The sequence below is a fragment of the Hydrogenobacter thermophilus TK-6 genome, from assembly GCF_000010785.1.
GTDB lineage: Bacteria > Aquificota > Aquificia > Aquificales > Aquificaceae > Hydrogenobacter > Hydrogenobacter thermophilus.
Map to the genome: position 1 here is coordinate 626,975 of NC_013799.1, position 13,541 is coordinate 640,515.

Sequence of the window (13,541 nt, forward strand, 5' to 3'; positions counted from 1 at the left end):
TACCAGCAGTATATTTTAATTTATGAACCTCCTTCTGTGCAAGTCCTTACTCTGCAGATAAAACCTGAGCCTTAGACCTTCTCTTCTCTTTGCACGCTCCTTTTTTAGCATCTGGAGGCATTCCTCCTTTAGCACCTTTACCAGGCTTATCATACTCATACTATATAATATACCTCATCTGCCTATTATTTCCCTTTCCCTTATGCGCGGATCTATAAGAGCCAGAAGGATGTCTGCAATGAGATTGCCCAGCAGAAGCATTATGGTGCCTATGTATAGCCCTCCCATTACCAAAAAGAGGTCCTGAGAGAGAACAGCGTCCAGCATCAAAAGTCCAAGCCCAGGCCAGCCCACGATAATCTCTATGAGAGCAGCACCAGATAAAAGCCCTGCTATCTCGTAGCCTATGAGGGTGGTAAAGGGGTTCATGGCATTTTTTAAAACATGCTTTACAATGACCCTCTGAGGAACTCCCTTTGCCCTCAAAAAGGTGGTGATAGGACTGTGAAGCACCTCAATGACGCTACTTCTTACTAGTCTGAGCATACCTGCGGTTGATACCAGGGTGAGAGTAAGGACAGGCACCACCATGTGCTTGGCAATGTCAAGCAGCTTTTCAAAGGTAGTCATACTCTCAAAGCCAGCACTCCGCATACCACCCACAGGCAAAGCGCCCGTTTTGGAAGCTATAAGCAGGAGCAAAAAAGCCAAGAAGAAGGAGGGGAAGGACATAAAAGTGTAAGCGTAAGCTTTTATAAGCTTGTCTGTGAAAGTCCCCTCTTTAAAGCCTGCCAAAAGCCCCAAAAGCACAGCCAAAAACCATGAAAGCACCGCAGAAGTCAGAGTCAAAAGCAGGGTGTTGCCAACCCTCTCCTTTATAAGCTTTATCACAGGTGCGTGATACTGAAAGGAATAGCCAAGGTCAAACATCACCGCAGATTTTAGCCATTTTATATACTGAACCATAACAGGTTTGTCAAGTCCATACTGCTTTTTTAAAGTCTCTATGGTTTCTGGTGATATCTGGGGATTGAGCCTCAGCTGGTCCAAGTAATCTCCCGGTGCCATTTTTATTATCAAAAAGGACAGAAAGGTAACACCCAAAAGGGTTATAACAGCCTGCCCAAGTCTTACAAGAAGGAATGTAAACATCAGAAGTAATTGGCAACAAAGTGCCTGACCTGAGCAAAGTATCTCTCTATCTCTTGACTGTGCTTTTGTTTGACATACCTTGCCAGCTTGTAGTCATCCCAAAGACCCAGCATAGGTATCCAGTCGGGGATGGCATCCCTGCTCTCTATAAAGTAGAGGAGAACCGCCACAAAATCTCTCCTTGTTTCCTCTCTCAGGTCAAAGTTGGGGTCGCTCAGCATCCTAAAAAACAGCTTTACATCCAGAATGAGATTCCTCACATACTCCATAGTAGGGGGTACAGAAGAAAGTTTATCAAAAAACGCCCTTCTTAGGTCCTCCATCTTAACTTCCCTGTAGTACTTTTTGAGGATTTTTTCCTTTTTGCTGTCCTGCATAACTCTTATTATACAATTAAGTTTCGGATATGGACAAAAGATGGCAGGCTCTAACCCTTCTTATAGCGCTTCTGACCGCAGACCTTGTGGCTTATTATACATCCCTTGCTTTAGCTTACCTTACGCGCACGGCTTTAAATCCCCTCCTTTATATGTACGCAGAGTTTAACTTCCCCCTCTCCCACTTTTTTAAGATGTGGTGGATACCTGTGATATTTGTATTCTTTAATTTCTACGAAGGGTTATACCAGAAGAGGTTTCCCCTTCCTGAAGAGCTAAGAAGAATGGTAAAAGCCACCTTTTTTGGTCTTTTCACCCTCTTCTTTCTGGTGGGGCTTACCAAAAAGTCCGAGCAATTTTCAAGGCTCATGCTCTTAATCTTAGGGCTTTACATGCCACTGATGCTTTTACTGCTAAGACCACTCTCAAAAAAACTGCTGTTTGAAAGAGGTATAGGACTAAGAAGGTTTGCTGTGGTGGGCACCGACGATATGGTCAAAAAGGCTGCCTCCTTTCTGGAGGCGGACGGCTACATGGGCTACTCTCTTTTGGGCTTTTTCAGCGACAAAGATGCTTTAAAGAGCGTAATTCTGAATGGGAGAATCTTCAGGGTAAAAAAGCTAAGGCGCTTGAAAACCCTTGCCGAAAAGGGATTTGTAGACTGCCTTGTTGTTTCCACCGGCCACTTTGAAGAGGAGGAGCTTGCCAGCTTTGTTTATAGATATCACGGGAAAGTGCAGGAGCTTATCCTGGTTCCTCCCCTCAAAGGTCTCAGCTTAATAAACTCTCATCCTCTGCCTGTTTATATGCTGGATGTTTTTATGCTGAGCTTTAAGGACAACCTCAAGACCTTTCCAAACCTTCACATAAAGAGGGCTTTTGATTTAGTACTTTCCTTTACTTTGCTCCCCTTGGTGCTTTTCCTGGCACTTATCTTTTCTGCTCTCATAAAGCTGGAGACGGGGGGTCCTGTCTTTTTCTCTCACACGCGGGTAGGTCAGGGCGGAAGGCTTATAAAGGTATACAAGTTTAGAACCATGCATAAGAATGCACAGGAAAGGCTAAACAAGCTTCTTGAAGAGAGACAAGACCTGAGGGAGGAGTGGGAAAGGTATAGAAAACTCAAAGATGACCCCCGCATCACCAGAGTGGGAAGGTTCTTAAGAAAGACCTCCCTTGATGAGCTTCCTCAGATATTCAATGTCATAAGGGGAGATATGAGTTTGGTGGGTCCCAGACCTGTGACTCAGGAGGAGCTGGAAAAATACTATGGAGAGTTTGCACAGGTTTATATGATGGTAAAGCCAGGCATCACAGGCTACTGGCAGGTGAGCGGAAGGAGCGAGGTGGATTATAATGTGCGTGTTGCAATGGACACTTTTTATGTAGTCAACTGGTCCCTGTGGTTAGATATATACATACTTGCCAAAACTCTTTGGGTAGTTTTAAAAGGAAAGGGAGCTTACTGAGGGATTATCTTTATAATTATTAGCTTTGGAGGTTAGCATGCAGAGGTTTGTGCTAAAGTCCAAGATACACAGGTTAAAGATAACCGGTAAAGAGCTTCACTATGAGGGTAGTCTATCCTTAGACTCGGCGCTTATGGAGTCTGCCAACCTTGTACCTTTTGAAAAGATAGATGTGTATAATGTTAACAACGGTGCGAGGTTTTCCACATATGTTATTCCCGCACCTACTGGCTCTGGAGAGGTCAGGTTAAACGGTGCTGCCTCAAGACTCGGTGAGGTAGGGGATATCATCATAATCGCTTCCTACGCTCTGATGGAGGAAAGAGAGCTGGATAGCTTCAAGCCTGTTCTTGTCTATGTAAATGAGGAAAACAGAATTTTAGAGATAAAAAGGGATATGGTGGTGGTGCATGATTGGTAGAGTTTTTAGGATATTCAGGGAGAAGGGAGGAATTTTAAAAGCGCTTGACCTGTGGGATTGGTACGAAAACTTGGACCCAAAAAAGCAAAAGGTGGTTAAGTATTACTTTTCCCTCAAAAGCATAAAGAACTTGAGGTTTCCATACAAGGCAAAGCACTTTGACAGCGGACACATAGAACAAACACCTTACACCAAAAGGACTTTTTTGGGAAGCATAGCTCAGATGGCTCTGCTAGAGGGAGACATAAAAAGCGCAGAGTGGCTCTACTTGGAAGCCCTTAAGATGGAAGGCACACCTATTGAGGCTCACATGATACTAAACGACCTTCTGCTCCTTGCCCAAAAGGAGAAAGACTTTGAGAAGATGGAAACTTATGCCAGGTGGGATGTGGAAATGTTTGAAGATTATAAGGAAACCCTCAAAGATAAGAACGGTGGAAGCTTGCCCCACATAAACTCCTTTGATGTGCTTCTGTACCTGCTGGAGAGAAAGGGAAGGTATGAAGAAGCTCTTAAGCTAATATCCTTTATGGAAAAAGAGTCCGTTCCATATTACCAAGAGGCTAAGGAGAGGATTGTTCAAAAAGCTTTAAGCTCATAGCAAGAGCTCCCCTTGCCATGCAAAACTCCTCACAGCTGGAAAATGCCACAGAAAGACAAGAGGCTGGAAGCTTCTCCACCGATGCCAGAAGCCTCTCTTTTACATCACCCAGAAACTCCCTCATACTGTCCAAAAGCCCACCACCAAGAACCAGCACATCCGGATTGAGTATATGCACCGCATTAACAAGTCCCGCTATCAGGTATTCTTTGAAAACTTCCACTGCACTCAGAGCCGTCTGGTCCCCCTGTTTGGCTTTTTCTACCACTTGGTAATCTCTCAAGTATTCCTGCGAGATGCTCTTGTATATCCTTTCAAAGCCGTAAGAGGAACAGTAAGCTTCCCAGCACCCAGCCCTTCCGCAGTTGCAAAGCTCCCCACCCACCTTTATGATGTGATGCCCCAGCTCTAAACTGCTTCCGCAGGCTCCAAGGTAAGGCTCCCCGTTGATGACAAACCCCGCTCCCAATCCTGTACCTATAGCTATAAAGAGGAGACTTTTGCTCTCTCTGTGGTCATAATACCACTCACCAAAGGCTCCAAAGCTAACATCGTTGCCCACAATGCACTTTATACCCTCGGAGGTTATAATCTCTTTCAGGTTCAGCCCGTCAAGAGCTGGTATGTTGGGAGACTTGTAAACTACGCCTTCAAGAGACGTAAAACCCGCCACAGCAATCCCCACAGCCTCAGGCTCTCCCTCCTTTACCACACTTACGATGGTCTTTATAAACTTCTCCCCATCTCTTGAAATGTCCTTAACATAAAACTTCTGCCTCCTCCCATCTTCCCAGAGCACCTTTATAAAGGTGCCTCCTATGTCAACCCCCTTTCTCATAAGAGAACTCCCTAACTGTAATGCCTTCACCTTCTAACCGAGCCTTCAGGCGCAAAACCACCGAGCCATTTTCCCCCTCATAGATGCCATAAAATTCCAGCTGGTTGTTAAAGAGCCTGGCAGACTCCTTTTTGAGCTTCAAGCCTTCCTTTTTGCTTTGCTCACAAAGTCTTTTAAAACCCTCTTCACCATATGCTTGCAAAAGGTCAGGACTAATTAAAACCTTTAAACGCTCAAAATTTCTCTCGGAGCAATCCTCAGACCCAACAAGAAAGGATAAAAGGGGACTCAGGCTTTCTAACACTCTTTTCTTGTTGCTATAGTCCTCATGCCAGATAAGGAAAGCTATAAAAAAAGGATAAACAACCGCAAGCGCTATGAAGGAACCAATGATGAGGTCTTCTCTCTTTAGAGCCACCCTTTCCTCCTCACCCAGTAAAGGAGCGATGCAGTGACGGCTATCATAAGCAAAAGTGAATAAACATAACCGTACTTCCATTCCAGCTCTGGCATGTGTTTGAAGTTCATACCGAATATGCTGGCAATGAGTGTGGCAGGCAAAAATATGGTTGCCAGAACTGTAAAGACTTTGACACCTTCGTTCTGCCTTATGGATATAAGCCCCAAGAGAGAACTCTGGATACTGTCAATCCTGTCCATGTAAAGGGTGGTATAGTCCAGCAAAGTGTAAAGGTCGTCAAGAGCCACCTTTATATCTCTCTTAGTCTGGGCATTCACCTTGGGGCTTTTTACAAAGTGGCTAAGGATTCTGAGCTTTTCGTTTATGGTCTCTCTCAGGGTGATGTTTAGCTCATCGTAGTAAGAGATGTCTCTTATTATCTCCTGAGACTGTTCGGCAAAAACCTCCTTCCTGAGGTTTCTTATCCTCCTTCCCAGTATTTCAAGCCTATCTCCTATGCGATCCACCTCTATGTTTACTATCTGAGCAAAGATGGCTTCGGGAAATTGGAAGGACAGGTCCTGAGCCATCACCCGCTTTTGAAAGATCATCAGAGTGGGTATGTCTCTGTATCGTAAGCTCACAAAGTACCTGCCTCTTATGAAGAATACGACAGGCTCCACCAGCACATCCTCCTTTTGCTGTATTACAAAGGAGAAATTCATGTATATAAAGTCTGCCTCTTCTTTGTATTTGCTACTTATCTCTATGTCTCCAAAAACTTCCCTCGGTGGCATCTCAAAGCCAACGGCACTTTTTAGCCAATCTATCTCCTCTTCTGTGGGTTTTTCCACATCAAGCCACACCACCTTATCCCTTGGTATCTCCCCTATCTGGTCTATTCCAAACCCGGTAAACCCCCTGTTTATGTTGGCATACACGAATATCATAACATAACTATTTTAATCAAATTTATGGGCATCTAAGTAGCACATACTTGCCGTCAAACTCTATTCCTTCTGTTAACAAACTGCATTCAGGCAGCTCTTTTGTATACTTTTCCTTGGTTATCACCAGTCCTGAAAGCTTTTGGGTGTTTTCCTCCCTGGGTATGCATCTTTTTGAATAAAAGACTAAGGCTGAGTCCTCGCTTTTGTAAAAGTAAGCGGGAGCTTCTTGGGATTCAAGAAAAGGGTAAGCTTTTGGTGTAAATCTCAGCCCTTCATAAAAGCCAAGAGCCAAAACTATTAGCAAAAGCACACCCGCGGATAAAAGGAGGACTTTCTTTATGTATCTCTCTTCTATGGTGCTTGCTAAAATTACGCTCATGGGAGGATAGGCAAAGAGTATGTAGTGGTGGAGCTTGTTTTTGGCAAGGCTGAAAAAGACTATCACGGCAAGGAACCAAGTCAGGTAAGGCAAAAGCTCTCTCTTGAAGTTTTTTATCACCTTCAAGTACATGGGAATGTAAAAGATGGTGGTGGCAAAAACTACCAGAAGGTAATAGTAAAAGGGTGAAGGATGGGTTAATCTCTGTCCTGTGTATCTCATCACATTCTCATAAACAAAAAACCTGAAAAAGTAGTCATATCCAAACTCATAAAACATGTAAAAGTACCAGCTTCCGCCAACTGCTAAAAAGATGGCAAGCCCTCTCCAAGAAAAGACCTTTAAATCCTTCCTCCAGAGAAGATAAACCAGAAGAGTTAAGAAGACACCAACCGGACCCTTTGTCAAAAAAGCCAGAGACAAAAAGAGCCACCCCAAAAGAATTCTCTCTGAGAGGAAAAGGTAAAGACTTACCATCATAAAGAAGGTGTTTAGCATCTCTGGAGTTAAGGCTCTGGATTCTATCCACAGATGTGGGAGCGTGAGAAGGACAAGAAAGCTCTTTTTTGCAGTCTTCTCATCCGTGTATCTTTTTGCTATAAGATAAGCCATGATGGCGGTGCCAAGAGCGGAAAGTCCAGATACCATCCTTGCAATAAGTTCGTTAAATCCCAAAAGGCCGGAAAAAAGCACTACCACCCAGTAAAGCATAGGAGGCTTTTCAAATCTTGGCTGACAGTTATAATAAGGCACCAAGAAGTTATGGCTCTTTAGCATGTTTAAGATGGCAGAGGCGTTTCTGCCTTCATCAAGGGAAGTAAAGCTAAGCACCCAGCTTCCAAAAATAAAAAAGTAAAAAGATAGGAGAAGTGCCCAGAAGACTCTCACCATATTACCTTCTGTGCTGTAGGTGTATCTGCACTCCTCCACCCACATCCACCTGTGGTTTTTCATCAACTTTCAGTGCGCAAGAAGATAAGAAAATAACCAGCAGGCTAATCCAGAACATCTTTAAGCACCTTGTAGGTTTTGGAAGCTGGCAGACCCATCACCGTGTAGTAATCACCGCATATTTTTTCTATAAAAGTGGCACCAAAGCCTTGCACAGCATAGGCTCCTGCCTTGTCCATAGGCTCTTGGGTTTTTATGTAATCTTCTATCTCCTCTTTTTCTATATGCCTAAACTTTACCAGAGCTATGTCGTGAAAGAGTACCCTCCTTCTGGGGGAGATTACGCTCACTGCGGTGATCACCTTGTGCCATCTTCCAGAAAGGGCAGTTAGCATACGCTTTGCCTCCTCTTGGTTTTTAGGTTTTCCCAGCGCTCTGTTTCCCAGCACCACCAGAGTGTCTGCACCTATAACGGTAGCGTATTTATACTCTCTCCATACGGTAAAGCTCTTTTTAAAGGCTAAGCTTCTGGCAGTCAAAAGGGGGCTAACGACTTGTTTGTCCTCCCTCACTCTTGAGGGTATCACCAAAAACTTAAAACCCAGCATGCGCAGTATATCAACCCGCCTTTTGGATTCTGAAGCAAGTATAAGAAGCCTCACCTTAGGTTTATATTATATCTTCAGCGCTCCTATTTTTGTAAGAACATCAAGGAAGAACTTAGTAAAATACACATTGGATACGAAAGAGGCTATACTGCCTATGGTGAGGGTGGTGGCAAATCCTTTTACTGGTCCGCTTCCAAACTGAAAGAGGATGAGAGCAGCAATGAGAAGAGTAATGTGGGTATCCCATACTACGCTCAGGGACCTTCTGTAGCCCAGCTCCACGGCCTTTTTTGGGCTGCTGCCAGACCTTAGCTCTTCTTTAACCCTTTCAAAGATAAGCACATTGGAGTCAACCGCTATGCCCATGTTTAGGAGTATACCAGCTATACCAGGTAGAGTGAGTGTAGCACCAAGGAGTACCAGACCTGCCCACAGAAATAGAGCATTGAGCAGTATAGCCAAGTTGGCGGTGATACCTGCCACCTTATACCTTCCCAGAAGCAATGCCACCAGGAGGATAAAGCCCACTATGCCGGCTTTTATACTCTGATTTATGGCATCCCTTCCCAAGGAGGGACCCACCACCGTTTCTTGGAGGAACTTTACATTGGTAGGCAAAGCACCAGCCCTGAGAACTATGGCAAGCTCCTTTGCCTCTTCTGGAGTGAACTGTCCAGTTATCTGCCCCCTGTCAGTTATCCTACTCCTTATAACAGGAGCGGACATGACTTTTTTGTCAAGAACTATGGCAAGGCGTCTACCTATGTTTTTCTCTGTAGCATCACCAAAAGCTCTTGCACCTCTGTCTGTCAGCTCAAAGGTAACTGCTGGCGCACCAAACTCATCGGTGCTGGTATAGGCAGTCTTTAGGTCAGCACCCGTTATAACGGGCAGCTTCTCTACCAGAAACCACTCCTGCGGATTTCTTGAAGGCAAAAGCTCCGTATCCTTGTTTAGCTTCTGCTCAAGAACTTCCTTGGGACCGCTGCCCACCACCAACTTTAGCTCAAGAAGAGCGGTTTTTCCAATTATGGACTTTGCCTTATCTATGTCTAAAACACCTGGAAGCTCCACAAGCACCCTGTCCCCGCTCACCTTAGTTATAACCGGCTGAACTACGCCAAGCTCGTCTATCCTCCTTCTTAGCACCTCTACCGTCTGACCTGCTATGCTGTCTTTGAGCTTTTTTATCTCATCATCCTTTAACTTTATAAGCACCTGTCCCTTTTCTCTACTTACAACTTCAAATCTTGGAAAGTCTTTACTCACCATCTGGGATATGCTGTCTATATCCTTTTTGTCAAGCACTTCCACCTTTATGCCACTTTTATCCGATGTTACATCCAGCACATTTATCCCAGCGTCTCTTAACTTTCTTTCTATATCCTTTGCATACCTTTCGTACTCCTGGGTTAGGGCATAATCCATGTCTGGCTCTAAAAGCATAGATATGCCACCTTTCAAGTCAAGCCCGAGGTTGACAGGTTTAAAAAGGGATATACCCACAGAAAGAGCCACCAAAGCCAAAAGCAAGGAAAGATTCAGGTAAATGTTCTTCATACATCAGCATTATAGCATATCTCTTATGTTGCTATAATAACAGGACATTATCCTCTCTGATTCTTGGCTTATATCCACCCTGTTGTAGCTTATCCTTTTGCTCAAAATACCGTCCACTACCCTAATAATGTCCTCCGCTCTGGAAACCACAAAGCCAGCACCTTTTTGGAGCAGGTACTCAGCCATGTCTCTTACCTTTTGTGTGAAGGGTCCAAAAAGTACAGGTTTGCCATGATAGGCAGGCTCCAGAAGGTTATGTCCACCAACAGGCACAAGCGTCCCACCCACAAAAGCCACATCAGCAAGAGCATAAACATCAAAAAGCTCTCCCAGCGTATCAAGTATCAGGATATCCCACTCTTCCCCCCTTTGCCGACTCCTCAAGAAACACCTGAAACCTTTTACCTTATTTGCTATCTCTTGCGACCTTGAAATGTGGCGTGGAGCTATGAGGAGTCTCAGGTCAGGATGGCGTTTTTTTAACTCTCCAAAAGCTTCTATTAGGATTTTTTCCTCACCATTGTGCGTGCTTCCTGCCACAAAAAGCTTAAAATCCCCCTTTTTCATCTCTTTTATCTGTCTTTCCTCAAAAAGGAATTTTAGATTGCCACAACTTACCACCTTTTTGCATCCGTAAGATTCGTATCTTTCTCTGTCCTTGTCGCTTTTTGTGATTATAAGATCAAACTTTCTGCTTATGAATCTCTCGTAAAGACCTCCCTTTGCGTAAGCATTGAGAAGAACTTTCTTAGCCTTCGTAAAAAGGATAAAAGACGGCCAAAACTCCCTCTCCATTATGAAGATGGCGTGAGCTTCTATTTTTCTCTCAAAGCTCCTGACTGTAAAAGGTGTATCCAGAGGTAGCCTCTCCAAACTGTGGTAGTATTCGGGATGCCTTTTGATGTAGTCCTTGGCTCTTGGTGAGAAGTAGGTTAGAACTATGCGGTAGTCTTTTATAAGCTTTTTCAAGAGTGGCTTTGCCGTGTTGAACTCTCCCACACTGGCAGTATGGAACCAAATGGTTTTCATACGGTGAGTAGGTAAATTATACATGAATTTTTTATAAAATCCGACAACCCCCTTTAACGAAATTTTCAAAGTGTGGAAGTATAATAGGCGCACAAATGAAGAAGAATAGGTCAAAGGGTATAGAGAAGCTTGCTGAGTTTGCCAAAAAGGATATTGCGGAGGTGCTCACTATATTGGAAAGCTCCATTGATGGCATCACCAATCAAGAGGCAAAGAGAAGGCTTGAGATATTTGGTGCTAACGAGATAGTTCATGAAAAACCTCCACCTTGGTATGTAGAGCTGTTAAAAGCCTTCGTCAATCCCTTTATAGGCATCCTTATCTTCTTAGCGGTAGCGTCTTACATAACAGATGTGCTTTTTGCACCCCCAGGCGAAGGGGATTGGAGCACCATAATCATCATATGTATTATGGTAGGTGTAAGTGGTGTCCTCCGCTTTGTGCAAGAGTATAAATCCAAGACAGAAGCTCAGAAGCTAAAAGCTATGATACGCACCACCGCACTCGTCAGGAGAAAAGATGTAGGTACCATAGAGATAAACATTGATGAGGTAGTTCCGGGGGATATTGTTTATCTCTCCGCAGGGGATCTCGTTCCGGGAGACCTGAGGATCATACGCTCAAAGGACCTGTTCGTAAATCAGGCAGTTCTCACAGGTGAGTCGGAGCCAGTTGAAAAGTACGCAGAGCTGCCTGAAGATAAAAAACTTTCAAAAAGGCTCAGTCTGACAGACCTTGAAAACATGTGCTTTATGGGCACCAGCGTGGTGAGCGGTTCTGGTGTGGGAATAGTTGTAGCAACTGGCGAAAACACATATCTGGGTTCTGTGGCTGAGAGTTTGATGGGTCAGAGAGCTTTAACGAGTTTTGAGAAAGGCATCAATGAAGTAAGCAAACTCCTAATAAAGTTTATAGCCTTAGTATTTCCCATAGTTTTTGTTATAAACGGCTTAACAAAAGGTAACTGGTTTGATGCGCTCCTGTTTGCCTTGGCTGTTGCTGTAGGGATAACACCTGAGATGCTTCCCATGATAGTAACCGCAAATCTTGCCAGAGGTGCTGTTGCCATGGCAAGGCGCAAAACCATAGTTAAAAGGCTTGACTCTATACAGAATTTTGGGGCTATGGATGTGCTATGCACAGATAAAACTGGCACATTAACCCTTAACAAGGTAATCTTAGTAAAACATATGGATGTCCACGGGAACGAGGATGAAAGAGTGCTCCGGCACGCCTTTTTAAACAGTTACTATCAGACGGGACTGAGAAACTTACTGGACATAGCCATCTTAGAGTATGGCAAAGAAAGAGGAATGGATGAGAGCATACTGGAGAGGGTTTATAGGAAGGTAGACGAAATACCCTTTGACTTTACCAGAAGGAGAATGTCTGTAGTTTTAGAGAGTGGAGTTGCGGGCAGTAAAAAGAGACAGCTCATCACAAAAGGTGCAGTAGAAGAAGTGGTATCTGTGTGCAGTTTTGTTGAGTACAGAGGGCGCGTCATTCCCCTCACAGAAGAGATAAAAGCCGAAGTTTTTAGGATGGTGGAGAAGTTGAACGAGGATGGTATGAGGGTGCTTGCAGTTGCTCAGAAAAACGACGTTTCACCTGAAGGTGTATTGGGGTCAAAGACGAAAATCATATGGTACTTATGGGTTTTTTGGCTTTCTTGGATCCACCAAAAGAAACAGCTCCTTATGCCATCCATGCTCTAAAGACGCACGGTGTTGAGATAAAGATCCTAACAGGTGACAACCCGGTGGTGACTAAAAAGATATGTAAGGAGGTTGGTATAGAGGTAAAGGGTGTTCTTTTAGGTGAGCAGATAGATAGCATGACGGATGAAGAGCTTATGGTAGTAGTAGACAGTACCACCATATTTGCCAAGCTTGCACCCACGCAAAAGGCAAGAATAATAAAAGTCCTAAGGAGAAAAGGGCATGTGGTGGGGTTTCTTGGAGACGGTATAAACGATGCTCCGGCTATGAGAGAAGCGGATGTAGCCATATCTGTGGACAACGCTGTTGACATAGCAAAGGAATCCGCAGACATCATCCTGTTGGAAAAGAACCTTATGGTATTAAAAGATGGTGTTGTGGAAGGAAGGAAAACTTTTGCCAATATAGTAAAGTACATAGCTATTACAGCAAGCTCAAACTTTGGGAATGTTTTTTCCGTATTAATTGCCAGCGCTTTCTTACCTTTCCTGCCTATGACTCCTCTTCAACTCCTCTTTTTGAACCTAACCTATGACCTTTCCATGACTTCCATGCCCTTTGATAGAGTAGATAGGGATTATGTAGAAAAGCCTAAGAAATGGAATGCGGAGAAAATAAAACACTTTATGCTGTGGTTTGGACCTGCAAGCTCTATCTTTGACATTTTCACTTACCTTATGCTGTTTTTCTTAGTAGGACCAGCAGTGTTAGGAGGCTCGTATTATAGCCTTCCCGCAGAGTTAAAGACGCAATTTGCATCTCTGTTTCAAACAGGATGGTTTGTTGAAAGCTTGTGGACCCAAACTATGGTAGTTTACATGCTGAGAACCAAGAGAATACCCTTCTTGGGGAGCTTCCCAGGTCTTCCTCTTTTCTTTTTGACGATGACAGCCCTTCTGGTAGACACCTTTGTGCCTTTTACAGTATTTGGCGAAAAGCTCGGTATGAGAGCTCTTCCACCCTTCTACTTTTTGCTGATACTTGTGCCCGCAATAGTAGGTTATCTGACATTAGCCCACTTCCTGAAAGGTAAGTTCTTAAAGCGCTACGGCGACCTGTTTTAATTCCCCATCCTGCGCCCATCCTTTTTTTGATGAAAATATGTAAGTGATTACTATCATAATTGAAGTCAGAGAAGAGGTTTATAC

At 44.0% G+C, this 13,541-nt stretch carries 13 protein-coding genes and 1 pseudogene; 4 read left to right on the forward strand and 10 right to left on the reverse strand.

Annotated features, from left to right (window positions below; translation table 11 throughout):
• Positions 1 to 15: 15 nt before the first annotated feature.
• Genes HTH_RS09890 through HTH_RS03345 form a run of 3 tightly spaced genes read right to left on the reverse strand, consistent with a single transcriptional unit; the run spans position 16 to position 1,529 of the window.
• Positions 16 to 159 (reverse strand): hypothetical protein, encoded by a 144-nt coding sequence (locus HTH_RS09890; RefSeq protein WP_158298092.1) that lies wholly within the window; start codon positions 157 to 159, stop codon positions 16 to 18.
• A gap of 15 nt (positions 160 to 174) precedes the next feature.
• Positions 175 to 1,152 (reverse strand): ABC transporter permease, encoded by a 978-nt coding sequence (locus HTH_RS03340; protein ID WP_012963308.1) that lies wholly within the window; start codon positions 1,150 to 1,152, stop codon positions 175 to 177.
• Positions 1,152 to 1,529, reverse strand: coding sequence for a YkvA family protein (locus HTH_RS03345; protein WP_012963309.1), 378 nt, complete (start codon positions 1,527 to 1,529; stop codon positions 1,152 to 1,154). Before HTH_RS03345 ends, HTH_RS03340 begins: the two co-directional genes overlap by 1 nt.
• 29 nt (positions 1,530 to 1,558) lie before the next feature.
• Between HTH_RS03345 and wbaP the strand changes: the two genes are divergently transcribed.
• The 3 genes from wbaP to HTH_RS03360 are packed head-to-tail and all read left to right on the forward strand — an operon-like array spanning position 1,559 to position 4,020.
• The gene (wbaP, locus tag HTH_RS03350) at positions 1,559 to 2,998 is read left to right on the forward strand and encodes an undecaprenyl-phosphate galactose phosphotransferase WbaP (protein ID WP_012963310.1); all 1,440 of its coding nucleotides are present in this window, start codon (positions 1,559 to 1,561) and stop codon (positions 2,996 to 2,998) included.
• Positions 2,999 to 3,035: 37 nt separating this feature from the next.
• Complete coding sequence (gene panD, locus HTH_RS03355; protein WP_012963311.1) at positions 3,036 to 3,419, forward strand: aspartate 1-decarboxylase; 384 nt, start codon at positions 3,036 to 3,038, stop codon at positions 3,417 to 3,419.
• Positions 3,409 to 4,020 carry a hypothetical protein gene (locus tag HTH_RS03360; protein ID WP_012963312.1) on the forward strand — a complete coding sequence of 204 codons (612 nt, stop codon included), beginning with the start codon at positions 3,409 to 3,411 and terminating at the stop codon, positions 4,018 to 4,020. The genes panD and HTH_RS03360 overlap by 11 nt, the downstream gene beginning before the upstream one ends.
• On the opposite strand, the gene HTH_RS03365 is transcribed toward HTH_RS03360, so the two are convergent.
• Genes HTH_RS03365 through HTH_RS03395 form a run of 7 tightly spaced genes read right to left on the reverse strand, consistent with a single transcriptional unit; the run spans position 3,983 to position 10,768 of the window.
• Positions 3,983 to 4,858 carry an ROK family protein gene (locus HTH_RS03365; protein WP_012963313.1) on the reverse strand — a complete coding sequence of 292 codons (876 nt, stop codon included), beginning with the start codon at positions 4,856 to 4,858 and terminating at the stop codon, positions 3,983 to 3,985. The two genes, HTH_RS03360 and HTH_RS03365, sit on opposite strands and share 38 nt — an antisense overlap.
• A complete protein-coding gene (locus HTH_RS03370) occupies positions 4,842 to 5,276 on the reverse strand; it encodes a hypothetical protein (RefSeq protein WP_012963314.1) in 435 nt (144 codons plus the stop codon). The genes HTH_RS03365 and HTH_RS03370 overlap by 17 nt, the downstream gene beginning before the upstream one ends.
• Entirely contained in the window at positions 5,267 to 6,208 is a 942-nt protein-coding gene (gene corA / locus HTH_RS03375; protein WP_012963315.1) for a magnesium/cobalt transporter CorA, read from the reverse strand. Before corA ends, HTH_RS03370 begins: the two co-directional genes overlap by 10 nt.
• Before the next feature lie 22 nt (positions 6,209 to 6,230).
• Positions 6,231 to 7,523, reverse strand: a complete 1,293-nt coding sequence (locus HTH_RS03380) for an ArnT family glycosyltransferase (protein ID WP_425480522.1) — start codon at positions 7,521 to 7,523, stop codon at positions 6,231 to 6,233.
• A 59-nt stretch (positions 7,524 to 7,582) separates the two neighbouring features.
• Positions 7,583 to 8,140 (reverse strand): Maf family protein, encoded by a 558-nt coding sequence (locus HTH_RS03385; protein ID WP_012963317.1) that lies wholly within the window; start codon positions 8,138 to 8,140, stop codon positions 7,583 to 7,585.
• Positions 8,141 to 8,152: 12 nt separating this feature from the next.
• Entirely contained in the window at positions 8,153 to 9,646 is a 1,494-nt protein-coding gene (gene secD / locus HTH_RS03390; RefSeq protein ID WP_012963318.1) for a protein translocase subunit SecD, read from the reverse strand.
• A gap of 9 nt (positions 9,647 to 9,655) precedes the next feature.
• Positions 9,656 to 10,768: a 3-deoxy-D-manno-octulosonic acid transferase gene (locus HTH_RS03395; RefSeq protein WP_012963319.1), complete on the reverse strand. Its 1,113-nt coding sequence runs from the start codon at positions 10,766 to 10,768 to the stop codon at positions 9,656 to 9,658.
• 2 nt (positions 10,769 to 10,770) lie between these two features.
• Between HTH_RS03395 and mgtA the strand changes: the two are divergent.
• Positions 10,771 to 13,457 (forward strand): annotated as a pseudogene (gene mgtA / locus HTH_RS10175) (magnesium-translocating P-type ATPase).
• The last annotated feature ends 84 nt before the right edge of the window (positions 13,458 to 13,541 follow it).

Excerpts from the sequence above, each read along its gene's own strand:
- HTH_RS03345 (WP_012963309.1), bottom strand. The coding sequence starts at position 1,529 with ATGCAGGACAGCAAAAAGGAAAAAATCCTCAAAAAGTACTACAGGGAA.
- HTH_RS09890 (WP_158298092.1), bottom strand. The coding sequence starts at position 159 with ATGAGTATGATAAGCCTGGTAAAGGTGCTAAAGGAGGAATGCCTCCAG.
- HTH_RS03340 (WP_012963308.1), bottom strand. The coding sequence starts at position 1,152 with ATGTTTACATTCCTTCTTGTAAGACTTGGGCAGGCTGTTATAACCCTT.
- secD (WP_012963318.1), bottom strand. The coding sequence starts at position 9,646 with ATGAAGAACATTTACCTGAATCTTTCCTTGCTTTTGGCTTTGGTGGCT.
- HTH_RS03365 (WP_012963313.1), bottom strand. The coding sequence starts at position 4,858 with ATGAGAAAGGGGGTTGACATAGGAGGCACCTTTATAAAGGTGCTCTGG.
- wbaP (WP_012963310.1), top strand. The coding sequence starts at position 1,559 with ATGGACAAAAGATGGCAGGCTCTAACCCTTCTTATAGCGCTTCTGACC.
- HTH_RS03360 (WP_012963312.1), top strand. The coding sequence starts at position 3,409 with ATGATTGGTAGAGTTTTTAGGATATTCAGGGAGAAGGGAGGAATTTTA.
- panD (WP_012963311.1), top strand. The coding sequence starts at position 3,036 with ATGCAGAGGTTTGTGCTAAAGTCCAAGATACACAGGTTAAAGATAACC.
- corA (WP_012963315.1), bottom strand. The coding sequence starts at position 6,208 with ATGATATTCGTGTATGCCAACATAAACAGGGGGTTTACCGGGTTTGGA.
- HTH_RS03380 (WP_425480522.1), bottom strand. The coding sequence starts at position 7,523 with ATGTGGGTGGAGGAGTGCAGATACACCTACAGCACAGAAGGTAATATG.